General features: G+C 72.2%; 14 protein-coding genes. 7 read left to right on the plus strand and 7 right to left on the minus strand.

From position 1 onward, the window contains the following. Positions 1-19: 19 nt before the first annotated feature. The gene (locus ACZ6ZP_RS02540; RefSeq protein WP_361462891.1) at positions 20-1,534 is read left to right on the plus strand and encodes a DUF1996 domain-containing protein; all 1,515 of its coding nucleotides are present in this window, start codon (positions 20-22) and stop codon (positions 1,532-1,534) included. 79 nt (positions 1,535-1,613) lie between these two features. On the opposite strand, the gene ACZ6ZP_RS02545 is transcribed toward ACZ6ZP_RS02540, so the two are convergent. Beyond that, positions 1,614-2,066, minus strand: coding sequence for a hypothetical protein (locus ACZ6ZP_RS02545; protein ID WP_399975196.1), 453 nt, complete (start codon positions 2,064-2,066; stop codon positions 1,614-1,616). Positions 2,067-2,219: 153 nt separating this feature from the next. Between ACZ6ZP_RS02545 and ACZ6ZP_RS02550 the strand changes: the two genes are divergently transcribed. The 3 genes from ACZ6ZP_RS02550 (at position 2,220) to ACZ6ZP_RS02560 (ending at position 7,843) form a co-directional block, all read left to right on the plus strand. Further along, complete coding sequence (locus ACZ6ZP_RS02550; RefSeq protein WP_469405272.1) at positions 2,220-5,339, plus strand: alpha-N-acetylglucosaminidase; 3,120 nt, start codon at positions 2,220-2,222, stop codon at positions 5,337-5,339. 68 nt (positions 5,340-5,407) lie between these two features. Continuing rightward, positions 5,408-5,902, plus strand: coding sequence for a tetratricopeptide repeat protein (locus tag ACZ6ZP_RS02555; protein ID WP_366462677.1), 495 nt, complete (start codon positions 5,408-5,410; stop codon positions 5,900-5,902). A 21-nt stretch (positions 5,903-5,923) separates the two neighbouring features. Beyond that, positions 5,924-7,843, plus strand: coding sequence for a hypothetical protein (locus tag ACZ6ZP_RS02560; protein ID WP_469405274.1), 1,920 nt, complete (start codon positions 5,924-5,926; stop codon positions 7,841-7,843). 4 nt (positions 7,844-7,847) lie between these two features. Here ACZ6ZP_RS02560 and ACZ6ZP_RS02565 read toward each other — a convergent pair whose 3' ends face one another. The 5 genes from ACZ6ZP_RS02565 to ACZ6ZP_RS02585 form a co-directional block, all read right to left on the minus strand. Beyond that, positions 7,848-8,366, minus strand: coding sequence for a GNAT family N-acetyltransferase (locus ACZ6ZP_RS02565; RefSeq protein WP_383818392.1), 519 nt, complete (start codon positions 8,364-8,366; stop codon positions 7,848-7,850). Next, positions 8,363-9,067, minus strand: a complete 705-nt coding sequence (locus ACZ6ZP_RS02570; RefSeq protein WP_351159637.1) for a TetR/AcrR family transcriptional regulator — start codon at positions 9,065-9,067, stop codon at positions 8,363-8,365. Before ACZ6ZP_RS02570 ends, ACZ6ZP_RS02565 begins: the two co-directional genes overlap by 4 nt. 89 nt (positions 9,068-9,156) lie before the next feature. Continuing rightward, positions 9,157-10,227, minus strand: coding sequence for a PDR/VanB family oxidoreductase (locus ACZ6ZP_RS02575; protein WP_351159640.1), 1,071 nt, complete (start codon positions 10,225-10,227; stop codon positions 9,157-9,159). A 1-nt stretch (position 10,228) separates the two neighbouring features. Further along, entirely contained in the window at positions 10,229-11,155 is a 927-nt protein-coding gene (locus ACZ6ZP_RS02580) for a metal-dependent hydrolase (protein WP_351159643.1), read from the minus strand. A 56-nt stretch (positions 11,156-11,211) separates the two neighbouring features. Next, entirely contained in the window at positions 11,212-12,858 is a 1,647-nt protein-coding gene (locus tag ACZ6ZP_RS02585) for a fused response regulator/phosphatase (RefSeq protein ID WP_351159645.1), read from the minus strand. A gap of 567 nt (positions 12,859-13,425) precedes the next feature. Here ACZ6ZP_RS02585 and ACZ6ZP_RS02590 point away from each other — a divergent pair. The 3 genes from ACZ6ZP_RS02590 (at position 13,426) to ACZ6ZP_RS02600 (ending at position 17,107) form a co-directional block, all read left to right on the plus strand. Then, positions 13,426-15,075, plus strand: coding sequence for a glycoside hydrolase family 13 protein (locus tag ACZ6ZP_RS02590; protein ID WP_351160648.1), 1,650 nt, complete (start codon positions 13,426-13,428; stop codon positions 15,073-15,075). Positions 15,076-15,100: 25 nt separating this feature from the next. Continuing rightward, positions 15,101-16,135: a LacI family DNA-binding transcriptional regulator gene (locus tag ACZ6ZP_RS02595; RefSeq protein ID WP_351159648.1), complete on the plus strand. Its 1,035-nt coding sequence runs from the start codon at positions 15,101-15,103 to the stop codon at positions 16,133-16,135. A 75-nt stretch (positions 16,136-16,210) separates the two neighbouring features. Next, entirely contained in the window at positions 16,211-17,107 is an 897-nt protein-coding gene (locus tag ACZ6ZP_RS02600) for a phosphatase PAP2 family protein (RefSeq protein ID WP_351159651.1), read from the plus strand. 22 nt (positions 17,108-17,129) lie between these two features. On the opposite strand, the gene ACZ6ZP_RS02605 is transcribed toward ACZ6ZP_RS02600, so the two are convergent. Further along, on the minus strand, positions 17,130-18,710 hold the full coding sequence (locus ACZ6ZP_RS02605) for an amidohydrolase (protein ID WP_469405278.1): 1,581 nt from the start codon (positions 18,708-18,710) through the stop codon (positions 17,130-17,132). Positions 18,711-18,733: the final 23 nt, after the last annotated feature.

Below are 18,733 nucleotides of genomic sequence, written 5' to 3' on the forward strand. Positions count from 1 at the left end.
CTGTTGCGTACGTAGTCCCATGGGACGCACACCACGACGCACATCACGAAAACGATCAAAACTCGCCGGGCGCGCGATCGCCGCCTCGGCGGCGCTAATCCTGGGCGGCGGCGGAATGGTCGCGGTGAATGTCTACGCGAACGCCGGGGAAAGCTCCGGTTCGCCGTCCGCCAGGACCCAGGCCGGCCGGCCGGGCGACGATCTGGGCCTCGCGACCATCAGCTGCCCGGACGTCGGCACCCAGCTGTCGGACGTGCCGGACGGCGCCCGCGAGGACGTCGACCGACAGCTCGCGGAGTTGGACACCCAGATCACCGCCGCGTACGAGAAGTTCGCGCGGGCACAGGACACCGAGCAGGCCAAGGCCGTGCTCCAGCCGCTGGAGGAGCAGCGGCGGCCGACCATCGAGGGCATCGGCTCCTCGATCGACCGGGCGGGCGGCCAGCCGCCCCAGGGGATCGACGGCATGGCGCCGTGCACCATGCGCGCCGACGACTCGGCCGGTCAGCAGCAGCCCCCGCAGAACGGCGACGGTGACGGCGGCCAGCAGCCTCCGCAGGACGGTGAGCAGCCGCCCGGTGACGGGGACGGTGGCGAGCAGCCGCCCGGCGACGGTGCCGAGCAGCCGCCGGACCAGCAGAACGGCAACGGCCCCGAGGCCGCCGACTTCGTCGACATCAACTCCGTCCAGCCCAACGTCAACCGCCCCGGCAAACAGCGCGGTGCGTCACGCGGCACCTTCACCACGAAATGCGGGACGAACGAGAACGGCAAGTTCAATCCGGACAATGTCATCGCCGCGCCCGGTGTGAGCAATGGCGCTCACCATATGCACGATTACATCGGGAACCAGGCCACGGACGCCTTCTCCAGCGACGACGATCTCGCGAACGGCGACACGACGTGCCGGAACCAGGGTGACAAGTCGACCTATTACTGGCCGGTCCTGAGGCTGCAGAACGGACAGGACGAGGCCGACGCGGACGCGGACGGCGGCGGCAAGGACCAGAATGTCGGCGAGATCCAGACCCCGTCGTCGGTGACGCTGAAATTCGCCGGCAATCCGACGAGCAAGGTCGTCGCGATGCCGCGTTTCCTGCGCATCATCACCGGTGACGCCAAGGCACTCACCAATGGTGACGCGAACGCCAACGCGTCCTGGAGCTGCACCGGCTTCGAGGACCGGCAGCTGAAGGACAAGTACCCGATCTGCCCCGAGGGCAGCCAGGTCGTACGGACCTTCAACTTCCAGAGCTGCTGGGACGGCCAGAACACCGACAGCGCCAATCACCGTACGCACGTGGCCTTCGCCGACGCGCGGAGCGGCGCCTGCCCGCAGGGGTTCAAGGCCATTCCGCAGCTGGTGCAGCGCATCGTGTACGACGTGCCGCCCGGCCCCGGATTCGCCGTCGACTCGTTCCCCGAGCAGCTGCACAAACCGATCACCGACCACGGTGACTTCATCAACGTCTTCGACGAGAGGCTGATGAACCGCATGGCCAAGTGCATCAACAGCGGTCAGCGCTGCAACTGAGCCGAGCCGATCGGCCTCCGAACTGATCGGCCCAGTAGGCAACCCGTACGCAAGCTGACCCCCCCGTACCGCTGCGCGGTCAGCTCGTGTGGTGACCGGAGTGGCCCGAGTGCCCCGGGCTCTTGTCCTCGTGATCCCCACCACCGCTACTCCCCGAGTGGTGCGAGGACTTCTCCACCGTCCCACCGAGCAGGCCGCGCAGCCGCATGACCACTTTCTCCTCGCCGACCGCGATCCACTTCTTGCCGATGAGGTACGTACCGCCGTAATCGGTGGCCTCGTCGAACCATTCGGCCTGGCCACGGGCATTTGTAAAGGTTACTAGGACGTAGCGGCGGGCACCTTTGTCACAGGTGGCCTGCCGCAATTCGGCCGCATCCGTCTGGATGTCCGGCTTGCATCGCGCCTTGGCCGCCAGCTGCTCCAGGCTGCCGCTCGCCGTGTCCGGCACCGCGTCGTCACCGTCCGAGCCGCACGCCACCACCATCAGCAGCAGTCCCACACCCATGCCCGTACGCATGCGCCTTCGCATGCCCCTGCTCGCGCCCGCAAGCGTCCTTCGCGCTGCCTTCATCGTCCCACCAGTCCCTTCAGGCGAGGTGAACTCGCCATCTCCGCATGCACCGTTGAGCGCGGGCTTCCGCACGGATACCGTGCGCCGCACCATTCGACCCAGGGGGTACACATGACCGATCCGTCCCGACGTTCCGTGCTCGGCACAGCCGGGGCCATCGGCCTCGGTGCCGCCGTCGGCGGGGTGGCGGTTCCGTCCCACGCCGCCGAGGGGCCCGTCCGGGGCCCCGCCCTCGATACGGATTCCGCGCGCTCAGCACTCAACAGACTCCTGCCGCATCACGCGGAACAGTTCCGTCTCAGACTCGTCCCCGCCAACGGCGGCGTGGACCGCTTCCGGGTTTCGGGCACGACGGGGCGCATCGACGTGTCGGGGACGACGCCGGCCGTGCTGCTCACCGGGGTCCACTGGTATCTGAAGTACGTCTGCGGGGCCCATGTCGCCTGGAACGGCGACCAGCTGGACCTGCCGCGCAGGCTTCCCGCACCCTCGCGTCCGCTGGAGCGGTCCACCTCGCTCCCGCACCGGTTCGCCCTGAACGACACGAACGACGGGTACACCGCGCCGCACGCCGACTGGGCGTACTGGGAGCGCATGATCGACGTACTCGCGCTGCACGGCTGCAACGAGGTCCTGGTGATCGCGGGGGCAGAGGCTGTCTACCACCGTGTTCTCCAGGACTTCGGCTACAGCGACGCTGAGGCGCGTGCGTGGCTGCCTGCGCCTTCGCACCAGGCGTGGTGGCTGCTGCAGAACCTGTCGGGGTACGGCGGGCCGCTCTCCACGGAACTCATCGCCGACCGGGCCGAGTTGGGCCGCAAGATCGTGGACCGGCTGCGTTCGCTGGGCATGGCGCCGGTGCTGCCCGGCTACTACGGGCACGTCCCGGACGGGTTCGTGGCGCGCAACGGCGGGGACGCGCGGGTGGTGCCGCAGGGGACGTGGCACGGGTTCAAGCGGCCCGACTGGCTCGACCCCCGGACCGCTTCCTTCGGGAAGGTCGCCGCTTCGTTCTACCGTCACCAGGAGCAGCTCTTCGGGGCCGCGGACAACTTCAAGATGGACCTGCTGCACGAGGGCGGCACCCCGGGGGACGTCCCGGTGCCGGACGCGGCGCGCGGTGTGGAGGCGGCCCTGCGCACGGCGCGCCCCGGCGCGACCTGGGTGATCCTCGGCTGGGAGGCCAATCCGCTGCCCGAGCTGCTCGACGCGATCGACCGGCGGCGGATGCTGATCGTGGACGGGGTCTCCGACCGGTTCACGAGCGTCACCGACCGCGAGAAGGACTGGGGCGGCACGCCGTACGCGTTCGGCACCATCCCCAACTTCGGCGGGCGCACGACGATCGGCGCGCGGGCCCACATCTGGAACGAGAAGTTCTTCGCCTGGCGGGACAAGAGCGCAAGCGCGCTCGTGGGGACGGCGTTCATGCCGGAGGCGACGGACCGGGACCCGGCCGCCTTCGAGCTCTTCTCCGAACTGGCCTGGTCGGAGCGGAAGTTGGACCTGCGTTCCTGGTTCGACGGCTACGCGGGCTTCCGCTACGGCGGGCGCGACGCCGACGCCCGGCGGGCGTGGCGGGCGCTGCACGACACCGCCTACCGGCACACCGCCGTGGAGCGGAGCGACCCGCACGACTCCCTGTTCGCGGCGCGCCCCGACCTGGCGGCGAACCGCGCCGCCGAGTACGCGCCGCGCGCGCTGACGTACGACCCCGGCCGCTTCGACGCGGCGTTCGCCGGGCTGCTCGGGGTGCGCGGGGCGCTGCGGGGCAGTGCCGCCTACCGGTACGACGTGGTGGACGTGGCCCGGCAGGCGCTGGCGCACCGGAGCCGGCAGCTGCTGCCGCAGCTCCGGACCGCCTACCGGCGCAAGGACGCGGACACCTTCCGGGCGCTTTCGACGCTGTGGCTGCGGCTGATGCGGCTGTCGGACGAGCTGGTGGGGACGAACGCGGCTTTCCTGCTGGGCCCCTGGGTGGAGTCGGCGCGCCGGATGGGCACGAACGACGCCGAGCGGGCGGAGTTCGAGCGGACCGCGAAGGTTCTGATCACTGTCTGGGGCGACCGGCCGACGTCCGAGGGCGGGAAGCTGCACGAGTACGGGAACCGCGAATGGGCGGGCCTGATGGCCGACTTCTACGTCCCGCGCTGGCAGAAGTGGCTCGACGAGCTGGCCGACGCGCTGGCCGCGGGGCGTGAGCCGCGCGCGGTGGACTGGTTCGCGGTGGAGGAGCCGTGGACCCGGGAGCGCAAGGACTATCCCCTGCGGGGAATCGGCGACCCGTACCGGACCGCCGCCCGGGTGGGGGACGTGCTGGCCCGCGCGCCCTACCAGGGGTCGCTGGAGGTCGTCGCGGACCCGCCCTCGCTGCCGCCCGGCGGGGAGACGAGGCTTGAGGCCGTCTTCCGCAACGTCAACGGGCTGCGGGCCACGGGCCGCGTCGACTTCGAGCTGACCGGGCTCGACGCGGAGCCCTCCGGTCCGGTGTCCCTGCCGCGGGTCGCTCCGGCGGGCACGGGCAGGGTGGCGTGGCGCGCGAGCGCACCGGACACACCGCTGGACCGGCCGTTGCGGCCGCTTCCGTACGAGATCGCGGTGCGGTACGGCCCCGCGGGCGAGCGGCGGGTCCGGGCCGTGCACGAGGGAGTGCTGTTCGAGGCGGGCCCGGTGAGCGCGGGCTGGCGGAAGTACACGAACAACGGAGCGGTGTTCGGCGAGCTGGAGGGCCGCTACGCGATCAACGGAGCGGGCACGGACCTGTGGAAGGGCACGACGGAGTTCGGAACGCTGTACCGGGAGGACGCGCTGCGGGACGGGGTCACGGTGACGGTCCGGGTCGATTCCCAGGCGGTGACGGGCCCATGGGCGCGAGCGGGGATCATCGCGCGCAACGCGATGGACGTGCCGGGCTCACCGGGCTTCGTCAACCTGGCGGTGACTCCGGCGAACGGAGTGGTCCTGTCGTACGACACGAACGGCGACGGAACCCTGGACACGTACAAGCGCATCACGGGAATCAAGGCACCGGTGCTGCTGCGGCTCGCGCGGGCGGGCGACGTGCTGACGGGGTCGTGCTCGGTGGACGGCGGGGCGAATTGGCGGGTGGTGGCGAGTGTGGCCGTGCCCGGGGCCGCGGGGGCGCAGGACGTGGGTCTGTTCATGAGCGCGACCAACGGGGGCGACGGGGCGCGGGGAACGGTGGAGTTCAGCGAGTGGGGGGTTGGCTGACGGGGTCGGGGCGTACGGGAGGGCTGGTTCAGGCCCCGGGGCCGGTCACGCCGTGCAAGGGTGTGGCCATGGACATTGCATGGGAGAAGCGGCTCGACCAGGCCTGGGGGTCCTTCGAGGAGTACGGGGAGGACCGTGCCGCGGAGTTTCGGGGGCTCATCGACGCCCTGGTCGACGAGTTGCCCGAGGGGAGCCCCGTCGCCCCCTTCGAGCGGGCCTGCGCCTTCGACTCCACCGGGCACTCGGACCGTGCCGTGCCCCTCTACCGCGAGGCCCTGGAGCGGGGGCTCGACGGATACCGGCGGCGGCGCACCCTGATCCAGCTCTCCAGCTCCCTGCGGAACATCGGGCGGCCGGAGGAAGGGGTCGCCCTGCTCACTCCCGAACTCGACGCGCCGAGCGACGAGTTGGATGACGCCGTACGGGCTACCCTCGCCCTCTGCCTGGCCGGCCTCGGCCGCGAGCGCGAAGGGCTCGCCCTCGTGCTCGGCGCCCTCGCGCCCCATCTCCCGCGGTACCAGCGGTCGATGGGCAACTATGCGCGAGCGCTCACAGACGGGTGACCATCCGACGATTCGCTCGTTTTGCTGAACGTGTCGTCGAATGTGAAGTCCCCCGCGCCGTCCCAGGATCTCTCCGGCGTCGTCGACGTCGAGCAGGCCGAGGCCGCCCTTGTCGAGCACTACCCACGCCTGGTGCGGCTCGCCTATCTGATCCTGCCGCCCAGCCTCGGTCGCAACCGGCGGGTCCTGACCTCCCACGCGCTGACCCAGCGTGCGCTGCCCCGCAGCCGCAGGCCGGGTGACGCCGAGGGCATTCCGGTGCAGCGCTCGGGGGACGGGCGCAACGGCGACCCCGGGTACGCCTACGTACGGCAGCGCGTCGTGGGCACGGCCCTGGACGCGGGGCTTCCGCTCAAGCGCAGGGCCTGGCCCAAGCGCTCGCAGTTGCCGCCGCTGCTCCCCCAGGTGTGGGGGCTCCGCCTCTTCCCGCGGTCCGGGGGCGCCGATGAACTCGCCCTCGATCAGCGGCTCTCGGTGCTCTCCGGTCCCGCCCGAGCCGCCTACGTGCTGCGCGGTCTCGAGCGGCTGCCCGACAGCGACGTACGCAAGGTGCTGGCCGCGGCCGGAGTCGACGAGCCGGGCGATGCGCTGGCCGAGGCCGAGGATGTGGACGCGTCGGCGTACGACCTGCTCAGGTCCCCCGAGTTCGACCCCTGCTCCTTGCAGGCGCGGCCCACCGATCTGATGCGCCGCAGGCAGCACATGAAGGCCGCGGGCGTCGCGCTGGCCGCCGCCCTGGTCTGCGGAGCGCTGCTCGGGCTGCCGGGCGACGGCTGGGGGCCCGATGGGGCCGCCGCGCCCGCGTACGCGCAGAATCCCGCCGGACAGGCCGCGCTCGACCCGGGGCAGCTGACGAAGGTCGCGGCCGGCGCGTGGAAGCGCTCGGCCCGCGCCGACTTCTCCGCGTGGCCCGCGAGGGGCGCGCTCACCGACGACGACGCCCTGCTGCGGCGGGCCCTGGCCGTCTGGGCGAGGCCCGGCGAGTCGGTGCAGGTCTCCGCCACGACCGGCACGGCGGCGGGCGCGCCTCCCGGCCCCGCCCAGCTGCTCTTCGCCGGTGAGGTCGACGCGGCCCGGGTCGTGCTCCTGTACGACGGCCTGCGCATCGTGCGGTACGCCGAGCCCAAGGAAGGCACCGGCGGTGCCGCGCTGGACTTCGCGCGCGTGGACGGCGCGACCAGCACCGAGGCGGGAGCCGTGGTGGTGAACCGCGTCGACGGCAACGTGCGGTACCTGACCGCGCCCTGGGTCGGCGGTGTCGGCGTACGGGACCTGCTGAAGCCGGACAACGGCCCCGATGCCCTGAAGCGGGACGGCGACGGGGTGACCGAGCCGTTCGCCAGTCCGGCGCAGGCCCAGACGTGCACGTCCTGGAACGCGCTCCAGCTGCGGGACGACACGGGGGTGAACCGTCTCTCCACCGACCTCGGCGAACTCGTCCCGGCCCACCTCACCGCGGGCCGCCCGCAGGCCCCGCGCGAGGCATCGGCCGCGGACTGGTCCTCGACCGCCTGCTCGCTCACCGCCGCGCGCTCGAACGGCGTGCGGTCGGTGAACTCCTGGCAGTACGCGCGTCAGGCGCTGCCCGAGGCGAACGGCTCGGCGGCCTGGCTCTGCACCCGCGCCGACACGTGGCGCGGCGACGGAGGCCGGGCGCTCGCGCAGTTCCAGACGGCGGGCGCGGCGGCCGTCGCGGCGAAGGCGGAGGACTCCGCGGCGTGCGGGGCTCGGAAGCCCTCGGTGCTCGCGGGCGTGCGGTGGAAGTCCCGGGGCGGCAACTGGTACCTGCTGGGAGGCGGCAGCAGGGACATCGTTTCTGTCAGGGCCGCCGGAGGGTCGCCGACGCCCGGCAACACCCTGGCCGCGCCCCTGGAGCGGGGCGCTCGCGCCGGGCTCACCGGGCGGCTCGCGGACGGCTCGAAGGTGTCGACGCTGCGGTGAGGCGTCAGGTGTCGGACGGGGCCGGGGCGCGCAGCTCCTTCTCCAGGAGCGTGACGCCGTACGTGCTCCCGTCCGCCGCCACCTTCCCCGGCAGCTCCCCCACCACCGTGTATCCCGCCGCCTCGTAGTACTCCCGCAGGCGCGGGTTGCTCGACACGCAGTCCAGGCGGCAGCGTTGCCTGCCCGCCTCCGCGATGCGCCGTTCCGCGCGCGCCAGCATCGCCCGGCCGGTGCCCGCCGGGGCGCCGCGTCGCGTCATCAGGCGGTGCACGTAGCCCGCGACGGGCGGCTGTTCGCCCCAGGCGGGCTCGTCCGCCCACCACACCTCGTACGCACCGGCGACCGTCTCGCCGTCGTACGCGAGCCAGACCTCGTCCGACGCGATGCGCCCGCGGAAGTGCGCCGCGCCCTTCTCGCCCGGCTTCCACTGGTCGATCCCCCGGTCCCGCATCCAGCGCGCGGCACCGTCGTAGAGGGCGACGAGGGTGGGGATGTCCTCTTCGCCGGCGAGGCGGTGGGTCAACTGCTCCGCTCCTGCGGGACGAGGCCGATCAGGCGGGTGATCAGCTCGGCGAACGGTCCTTCCGGCGGCTCCTCGGCGAGGATGCGGCGCAGGATCGCCGCCATCTCCTCGTCGTAGGCGGCGCTCACCGCGGCGAGCGCCGCGAAGTCGTGCACCAGCTGGAGCTCCAGTTCGGCGCGTGGAATGCGGCGTCCGTCGAGCCAGATGAGCGCGGTGGATTCGGCGAGCGAGATCCAGGAGCGGACGACCAGTTCGAGCCTGGCGGGCGGGTCGGTGATGCCCAGGTGCGCGAGGATCTGGATGTACGCCGCCTGCCGCACCGAGTCGATCAGTGCGTTGGTCGTCGAGGAGCCGACGGCCGGGCCGCCGCGCATCAGGGCGGAGAAGCCGGGGCCGTGGCCGTCCACGAAGTCCAGGAAGCGGCCCATCACGCGCAGCAGGCGGGCGCCCAGCGGGCCCTCGCGCGGTTCCACGAAGCGGTCGGCCAGATCGTCGGCGGCCCGCTGCAACGCCGCTTCGTACAGGCTGAGTTTGCCCGGGAAGTAGTGGTAGACCAGCGGTCGCGAGATGCCCGCGGCCGCCGCTATCTCGTCGATGGACACGTCGTCGGGCGAGCGGTGGCTGAACAGGTCGAGCGCGACCCCGATCAATTGCTGCCGCCGCTCCTCGACACCCATCCTGCGGCGCACCCCGGTAGTCATGCGAACACCTTACCGAGCAGATCCAGCCGTTAAAGGGGCTGGTCCGCCCCAACCGTTCACATCTCTCGTCCTGTGTCCCCCCATGTGTCTCACATGTCCAGGACGATTCGGTCCCCGCTCGCCCTCGACACACAGATCAGCATCGAGTCGGCGCGCTCGGCGTCCGTGAGCAGTTCGTCGCGGTGGTCGATCTCCCCTTCCAGGACCCGCTGTTGGCAGGTTCCGCAGAAACCCTGTTCGCAGGAGTACGCGGTGTTGGGCAGCTCCGCGCGCACCGCGGACAGGACCGTGGTGCCGGCGGCCACGGAGACGGTCCGTCCGCTGCGGCGCAGTTCCACCTCGAACGTGCCGTTGCCCTCCGCGGAGGTGTGCGGCGTGAAGCGCTCCAGGTGCAGGGCGGCGCCTGCGGGCAGTGTCGCCGCCACGGCCTCCATCAGCCCCTCGGGGCCGCAGACGTGGACCGCGGTGGAGGGCGCCAGGTCCGCGAGGAAGGCGGCGAGGTCGGGGCGGCCGCCCTCGTCCTCCGCGACGACCGTGAGCCGCCCGGCGCGGGTGCCCGCCAGCTTCTCCACGTCCTCCAGGAACGGCATCGAGGCCCGGGAGCGCCCCCCGTACAGCAGCCGCCACTCGCGGCCCGCGGCCTCGACCGCCCGCAGCATGGGCAGGATCGGCGTGATGCCGATGCCGCCCGCCACGAAGACGTACGCGTCGGCGTCGGCCAGCGGGAAGCGGTTGCGCGGGCCGCGCACCTCGACCTCCGTCCCCTCCTGAAGCTGCTCGTGCACCTCGCGCGAACCGCCACGGCCGCCCTGCTCCGTGCCGATCAGGCGGGTGGCGACGGTGTACGAGGAGGTGTCCTCCGGGTCTCCGCACAGCGAGTACTGGCGGACCAGGCCCGAGGGCAGGACCAGGTCCAGGTGGGCGCCCGGCTCCCAGGCGGGCAAGTTGTCGCCCTCCAGGCGCAGTTGTACGACGCCGTCGGCGACGCTCTCGTGCCGGGTGACGAGCAGGCGAAGGGCGCGCGAGCGCGGGCGGCCCGAGACCGGTTCCTCCAGGGCGGGCAGCGGCCACAGCGGGGAGGCGTCGATGCGGCGCCGCATGGCCCGCCTGGCGAGCAGGGCCGCGCCCGTGACGAGCAGGACGGTGCGCATGCGGGGCATGTCAGCGCGCTCCCTTCGGCAGCGATTCCGTCGCGGCCTCGGCGGCGGTGGCCGCCGGGGACGAGGCGAGGTAGGCGGCGGCCTGGGCGGTGCTGCCCTCGTGGGAGGGGTGGTAGGCGCGGCTCAGGTAGCGGGGGATGGAGCGGATCATGTCCGGGGTGGTGGGCAGCGTGCCCTTCTTTCCGCCCTGGTAGAAGTCCTTGAACGAGGCCTTGCCACCGATGAGCGTGGGGTCGTTCTCCATGAAGAAGCGCGCGCCGCGCTGCCAGAGGAAGACCAGCGCGGTGAAGGCCGTGGCCCAGGTGCGGGCGCGGCGGCGGTAGCTGCCGTCGACGTGCATGAAGAGCTCGAAGGCGACGGAGCGGTGCTCGACCTCTTCCGCGCCGTGCCAGCGCAGCAGGTCCAGCATCGTCGGGTCGGCGCCCCTGCGGTCCAGCTCATCGGCGTTCAGGACCCAGTTGCCGAGGAAGGCGGTGTAGTGCTCGATGGCCGCGATGATCGCGACGCGCTCCATCAGCCACCACTTGCGGGCCTTGCCGGGCGGCAGTGTCCGGTCGCCGAGCATCTTCTCGAAGAGCCAGTCGACCTGGGCGGTGTACGGCGTGGGGTCCAGGCCCTGTTCCTTGAGGTGCGGCAGGACCTCGTCGTGGGCCTGCGCGTGCATGGCCTCCTGGCCGATGAAGCCGATCACGTCCGCGCGGAGCCGGTCGTCACGGATGTACGGCAGGACCTGCTTGTACACGTGGACGAACCAGCGTTCGCCCGCGGGCAGAAGCAGATGCAGCACGTTGATCGTGTGCGTGGCGAAGGGGTCGCCCGGCACCCAGTGCAGCGGGGTGTCCTCCCAGGAGAAGGAGACTTTGCGTGCCTTGAGCGGTATGTGCTCGGACGCGACGGGCTTCGGCTCCCGGCTCTGCGTATTAGACATGGCGTCAATGTACTGACGGGTAGGGCCATGGGTACAGGTCCGTGCGACGGTTTCTTTCAGTCCGTCCTGCGCAGCGCGAGCAGCGCGATGTCGTCCTCCCGTCCGCGCCCGAAGCAGGCGAGGAGCGTGTCGCACAGGTCGGCGACACCCCGCGGCGCGCCCGCCGCCGCGAGGCGCAGCTGCTCCATCGACACCGCCAGATCCGTGCCCCGCGTCTCGATGAGCCCGTCCGTGACCATCAGCAGGCGCTCGCTGCGCGCGAGGACCACCTCGCTCGGCTCGGGCCGGTCGAGGCCGAGCCCCAGGAGCGGCCCCTTCACGTCGAGGTACGCGGCCGTGCTCTCGTCCCGCACCACGAGCGGCGGGATGTGGCCCGCGTTGGCGATCCGCATCCGCCCGGTGGCCGGATCGACCAGGCTCAGGCACATCGTGGCCGTCACGCCCGGGTGGTAGTGCTGCAGCATCCGGTCCAGGCGCCCGGCGAGCGCGCGCGGGTCGGGGTCCTCGACGCAGTACGCGCGCAGCGCGTGCCGGATCTCGACCATCACGGTGGCCGCGTCGAGCGAGTGCCCGACGACGTCGCCGATGCCGGTCAGGACACCGAGGGGGGTGGGCAGCGCCGCGTAGAAGTCCCCGCCGATCTCCGCCTGGCGCGACGCCGGTTCGTAGCGGACGACGACGTCCGTGCCGGGCAGCTCCGGCAACTGCGCGGGCAGGAAGCTGCGTTGCAGGGTCAGCGCGACATGGCGCTCCTCCTCGTACATCAGCAGGGGTTCCGCTGCCAGCGCGGTGGCGTGGGCGAGCCGCTCGACGAGATGTCCCGTCTCGCCGGAGGGCCCTTCCTGGTACGCGGGCGTCGCGAGGCACACCAGCGTGCGCCCTTCGCGCAGCCGGGACAGGACGAGGCCCGCGTCCTCCGGCTTCCCGTCGCGCCCCAGCCCCGCCGCCCCGGCCGGGCGGAAGAACCCCGGCGGCCACAGCGGGGCCGGCACGACCGTGTGCCGCACGCCCGTGCGCCCCGACATGACGCGCCGCATCAGCCGGGCCACCGCCTCGTGCGCCTCGCCGTCCGGCAGCGAGGCGGCGGCTCTGCGCCGGGAGAGCCCCAGCTGGATCTCGCCGTCCTCGCCAAGGACGAACACCGTCGCGGGGCCGTCGGTCAGCCGCGCCGTGCCCACGGCCGCCGCGTCGGCCAGCTCGCCCAGGCAGCGCGCCGACTGCACCTCCAGGATCGTCCCGGCGAGCAGTGCGAGCCGCCCCACCCGGAGTTGGGCGTCACTGCGGCAGCGGGCGCCGCGCGCGGCGGCCCGTACGACCGCCTGGATCTCCTCGGGTTCGGCGGGCACCGTCAGATAGGACTCACCGCCCGCGTCGAGCCCCCGGCAGCGGTCGGCGGGCGGCCGTGCCGCCGCCGAGAAGTGGACGACGGGCAGGGCGGCGATGGGCGGCAACTGCTTCATGCGGCGGCAGAGTTCGTAGCCGCTCATGTCGGGCAGGCCCACGTCGACGAGCGCCACGTCCGGCAGGTCCCCCGCCCGCATCCGCACGTCGAGTTCGATCAGGGCCTCGCTCGCGCTCGCGGCGAGCAGGACGCGGTGGCCGTCCCTGCGCAGCACAGCGCTCAGCGCGTACCTGCTGGCGGGCACGTCGTCGACCACCAGAACCGTGCTGACCCTATTCACTGCCTTGCCCTTGACGCTCACGCGGGACAGCCCCTCAGGCGGCGGGACGGAGCAGGCCGACTCGTGCCTGCCCCCTTAAGCTAGCGCTCCGCCGCGTCCCTCGGGGGAAGACGGCCCCGGTGCGACCCGGATCGGTGGTGGTCACCGAACTGGACGCGTGCGCGGACTGTTTGACAGTAGAATCTCCGGCTTCGGCCTGTACGCGGTGCGAACCGCACGCGACGCCCCGCGCCTGCGTGACCTGCTGCTTCCGGACCCCCAGGAGTGGCGTTGAGGACGTTGAGGACGACGACGACGAGATCGCCGGGACGCACGGCGAGACGTCCGCACGCCCCCTCGGCGTCTCCGCGCGCCCCGGCGGCGGGCGGGACCGCGTCCGCCACCCCTCGCCCGCCCTGCGGAGGCCGGGGGCGGGCCGGGTCGCACGAATCCTCAGCAGATCGGTGTACCCGGCAGAGTCCCCTCTACGGGGCGGGCCGTCAGCCGCTCGGGCACAACACCACAGGTGAGGAGCACATCCTCGTGACCTTCGGCTTCCGTGGAACGTTCACCGGAGTGCCGCACACCCCCGTACTCCTGAAGGACTTCATGACCCAGCACGTCACCGCCGCCCTGACCGCCGACGACTCGTCCGACGATTCCGCGCGCCGCGAGTGGTGGCGCGACGCGGTCATCTACCAGGTCTATCCGCGCAGCTTCGCCGACGGCAACGGCGACGGCATGGGCGACCTGCCGGGCGCCACCGCCCGCCTCCCGCACCTCAAACAGCTCGGCGTGGACGCCGTCTGGCTCTCCCCCTTCTACGCCTCCCCGCAGGCCGACGCCGGGTACGACGTGGCCGACTACCGCGCGGTGGACCCCATGTTCGGCACGCTGCCGGACGCCGACGACCTCGTACGCGAAGCGCACGCGCTCGGGCTGCGCGTGATCGTCGACGTGGTGCCCAACCACTGCTCGGACCAGCACAAGTGGTTCAAGCGGGCGCTGCGCGAGGGCCCGGGGTCGCCGCTGCGCGGACGCTTCCACTTCCGGCCCGGGAAGGGCGAGGACGGCCGGCAGCCGCCCAACGACTGGGAGTCCGTCTTCGGCGGCCCGGCCTGGACGCGGGTCGAGGACGGCGAGTGGTACCTCCACCTCTTCGCGCCCGAGCAGCCCGACTTCAACTGGGACCACCCGGCGGTGCACGACGAGTTCCGCTCCATCCTGCGCTTCTGGCTCGACCTCGGCGTCGACGGCTTCCGCATCGACGTGGCCCACGGCCTGGTCAAGGCCGAGGGACTGCCCGACATCGGCCACGAGGAACAGGTGAAGCTGCTCGGCAAGCAGGCCGTCCCCTACTTCGACCAGGACGGCGTGCACGAGATCTACCGCAGCTGGCGGCGGATTCTCGACGAGTACGCGGGCGAGCGGATCGCGGTGGCCGAGGCGTGGACGCCGACGGTGGAGCGCAGCGCGCGGTACCTGCGCCGGGACGAGCTGCACCAGGCCTTCAACTTCGAGTATCTGACGACCGGTTGGGACGCGGACGAGCTGCGTGCCGTCATCGACCGCTCCCTCGCCGCGATGAACGCCGTGGAGGCGCCCGCCACCTGGGTGCTCTCCAACCACGACGTCGTACGCCACTCCACCCGCTTCGCCGAGGGCGACGCGGCGCGCGGCCTGCGCCGGGCGAAGGCGGCCACGCTCCTGATGCTGGCGCTGCCCGGCTCGGCGTACATCTACCAGGGCGAGGAGCTGGGCCTGCCCGAGGTGACCGAGCTGCCGGACGAGGTGCGCCAGGACCCGGCGTTCTTCCGCAGCACGGGGCAGGACGGGACGCGGGACGGATGCCGGGTGCCGATGCCGTGGTCCGGGGAGCACCCGCCGTTCGGCTTCGGCCCGGTCGAGGGCGGCCCGAGCTGGCTGCCGCAGCCCGCCGGCTGGAAGGACCTCACGGTCGAGGCGCAGGAGGGCGACCCCACCTCCACCCTGGAGTTCTACCGCGGCGCGCTCGCCGTGCGCCGCGAGCACCCGGCCCTCGGCGCGGGCCGCGACGTGGAGTGGCTCGACGCTCCGGAGGGCGTGCTGTCCTTCCGCCGCACGGCGCCCGGGGGTTCGGTGATCTGCACGGTGAACGTCACCGCCGATCCGGTCACGATCCCCACCTGCGGCACCGTGCTCCTGTCGAGCGCCGGAATGACGCCCGGCGCCGAGGAGACGATCCTGCCGTCGGATTCAACGGTCTGGTGGGCAGCCTGAGATGCGACCGGTACAGTCCAATCCTGTGACCGCGCGACTGGCCGACATCGCAGCGCAGGCGGGGGTCAGCGAGGCGACGGTCAGCCGGGTGCTCAACGGCAAGCCCGGCGTCGCCGGTGCCACCCGCCAGTCCGTGCTTGCCGCACTCGACGTGCTCGGGTACGAGCGCCCGGTGCGGCTGCGTCGGCGCAGCGCGGGCCTCATCGGGCTGATCACGCCGGAGCTGGAGAACCCGATATTCCCCGCGCTCGCCCAGGTCATCGGGCAGGCCCTGACCCGGCAGGGGTACACGCCGGTCCTCGCGACGCAGACGCCGGGCGGTTCCACGGAGGACGAACTGACGGAGATGCTCGTGGACCGCGGCGTCTGCGGCATCATCTTCGTCTCGGGCCTGCACGCGGACACCTCCGCCGACATGCAGCGCTACGACCAGCTGCGCGCGCAGGGCGTGCCGTTCGTCCTGGTCGACGGCTTCTCCCCCAAGGTGCAGGCGCCCTTCATCTCGCCGGACGACCGGGCGGCGATGCGCCTGGCGGTCACCCACCTCGTCTCCCTGGGGCATACACGGATCGGACTCGCCCTGGGCCCCAAGCGGTTCGTGCCCGTCCAGCGGAAGATCGAGGGGTTCGTACGCACGGTGCAGGACCAGCTGGACCTGAGTCCGCAGGAGATCGAGTCGGATCTGGTCCAGCATTCGCTGTACACGCTGGAGGGCGGGCAGGCCGCGGCGTCCGCCCTGCTCGACCGCGGCTGCACGGCCGTGGTGTGCGCGAGCGACATGATGGCCCTGGGGGCGATACGGACGGCGCGGGAGCGCGGCTTCGAGGTCCCGGACGACATCTCGGTGGTCGGATTCGACGACTCCCCGCTGATCGCGTTCACCGATCCGCCCCTGACCACGGTGCGCAAGCCCGTTCCCGCGATGGGGCAGGCGGCGGTGCGTACACTCCTCGAGGAGATCGGCGGCACGCCCGCCCCGCACAGCGAATTCGTCTTCATGCCGGAGCTGGTCGTTCGGGGTTCAACCGCTTCCGCCCCTGGGGGACGCGGTCGTCCGTAGGGCGTAGAGAATGCGGCCCGAACCAGACCTTGGGATGATCGGGCAGAGGGTCGGTATCTGGCAGACTCTGTGCCTATGGGTGAGATGACTGTGACGACACTGGAAGGCCAGCAGCGGCCCACCACATCACCCATCGCGGGCGAGCAAGAAGACCGCAATGGGCGGACATTCCTGCGTCGTCTTCGCGCGCCACGACGGCCCCGGCTCTGGTTCGAGATCCTGCTGATCGCGGTGAGTTACTGGACGTACTCCCTGGTCCGCAACGCCGTGCCGGAACAGAAGTCGCAGGCCCTGAGCAACGCCGACTGGATCTGGCGGGTGGAGCAGCACCTCGGGATCGCCGTGGAGCAGAGCGTCAACCACGCGGTGGACTCGGTGACATGGCTCATCGTCGGCATGAACTACTACTACGCGACGCTGCACTTCGTGGTGACGCTCGGTGTCCTGGTCTGGCTGTTCCGCAGCCATCCGGGACGTTATGCGGCGACCCGCATGGTTCTCTTCGCGACCACAGCCGTCGCCCTGCTCGGCTACTACCTGTATCCGCTGGCTCCCCCGCGCCTGATGAACGGCCACGACTTCATCGACACGGTGCTCGTCCACCAGACCTGGGGCTCCATGGCCTCCGGCGACCTCAAGCACATGTCGAACCAGTACGCGGCGATGCCGTCGATGCACATCGGCTGGTCCCTGTGGTGCGGCCTGACGATCTTCGCCCTGGCGTCGGCGCCGTGGGCGAAGATCCTCGGCCTGCTCTACCCGACGGCGACCCTGATCGTGATCGTGGCGACCGCCAACCACTTCTGGCTGGACGCGGTGGGCGGCATGATCTGCCTGGCGTTCGGCTTCGCGGTGGCGTGGGCCTGGTACGGGGTGATGCCGCACCGACTGCCGCGCGAGGTGGCGTTGCGTGACGGGCGGGAGCGGGCGTCGCTGCTGCCGGCCAAGGTCAGGGCCAGGTTCAGGGCCTGAGCCGAGCCCTGCCCCGCCCCTGTCACTGATGACGGTGGGTGATGTGCCCCCCGGACACGGTCAGCCGGATCGGTGCCTGCGCGACCTCGTCGGCGGGCGCCTCCACGGGGTCGATCCCGAAGGCCGTGAGGTCCGCGCGGAAACCGGGGGCGATCCGCCCCGCCACCGCCCCCTCCCCGGCCGCGGTAGCGGCGTGCGAGGTGCACCCCTCCAGAGCCATCAGCCCCGTGAGACCGGCCCCCGCCGATGCCGCTCCACGGGGCGTCCGCGCGGTGGCGAGGACCTGCCGCGCGTCATAGTGCGCGATGGGCCAGTCCGAGCCCAGCGCCACGACCGCTCCGGCGTCCCGCAGGTCCCGGGTACGCCAGGCCCTCGCGGCCCGCTCGTCTCCCAGCCGCTTGGACCACTCGTCGGTGTGGTCGGCGCGCGTGTACGCGGTGTGCGGGGGCTGCATGGAGGCGATGACGCCGAGCTCCGCGAAGCGCGGGACGGTGTCGTCCGGGACGGTCTCGATGTGCTCGATCCGGTGCGCGAGGCGCCCGCCGGGGCCCAGCGACGCGACGGTGTCGAGCACGTGCCGCACCGCGGCGTCCCCGATGGCGTGGGTCGCCGTCCGCACTCCGGCCGCGTGCAGGTGCCGTACGGCGTCCGCGTACGCCTCCGGGTCCGGCCAGAAGGCGTCGGTCCCCTGCCCGTGGCAGTCCGCGTGCTCCAGCCAGGCGGTGCCGCCCTCGACGGTGCCGTCCATGAAGAACTTGGCCCCGCCGATCCGCCAGTGCCGCCCGCGCTCGGCCTGCAGGGCGACGATCTCGTCCAGGCCGTCCTTGTCGACGCCCGGCATGCACCAGGGGGCGAGCAGCAGCCGCAGGGGGAGCTCCGTCCGCGCCTCGGCCGAGGCGAGCAGTCCGGGTACGTCGTCGCCGCCGAGGTCCATGACATGGGCGCCGGTCAGTCCGGTGGCCGCCATCGCGGAGAGCAGTTCGACCAGGCGGGTGCGGCGCTCGGCGTGGGAGGGGCGGGGCAGTACGTCGTTCAGGAGGTCCATCGCGGCGTGCTCGACGAGGTGGCCCGTGGGGCGCCCCGCGTCGTCGCAGACGACGGTGGCGCGCTGGGTGAAGGTGCGGGGGCCGGTGATGCCGGCGGCGCTCAGGGCGGCGCCGCTGGCCAGGGCGGAGTGGCCGTCGTAGAGGCGGATGAAGGCGGGTGCGCCGTCGAGGGCGTCCTCGACGAGGTCGCGGTGGACCGGCCGCCCGCCGAAGGCGTTGTGGTCCAGCCCCCAGGCGACGACCCATCCGTCGACACGGGCTGCCGTACGCAGGGCCCCGCGGAGCCCGTCCAGGTCGGCCACGGCCGAGAGATCGAGCCCCGTGGCCATCTCCAGCCCCCAGACGGGGTGACTGTGGGAGTCGACGAGACCGGGCGTGAGAGTGGCCCCGCCGAGGTGGACGGTCTCGGTCCGGGGGCCGCGCAAGGCGCGTACGTCCGCTTCGTCTCCGACCGCTGCGATGTGTCCGTCGCGGACGGCGAGGGCGGTGGCGCGGGGGTTGGTGGGGTCGAGGGTGCGGATGTTGGCGCCGGTGAGGATGAGGTCGGCGGGGGGCAAGGGGGACTCCGTTCAGGGGTGGG

The sequence above is a fragment of the Streptomyces sp. NPDC054047 genome, assembly GCF_055585065.1.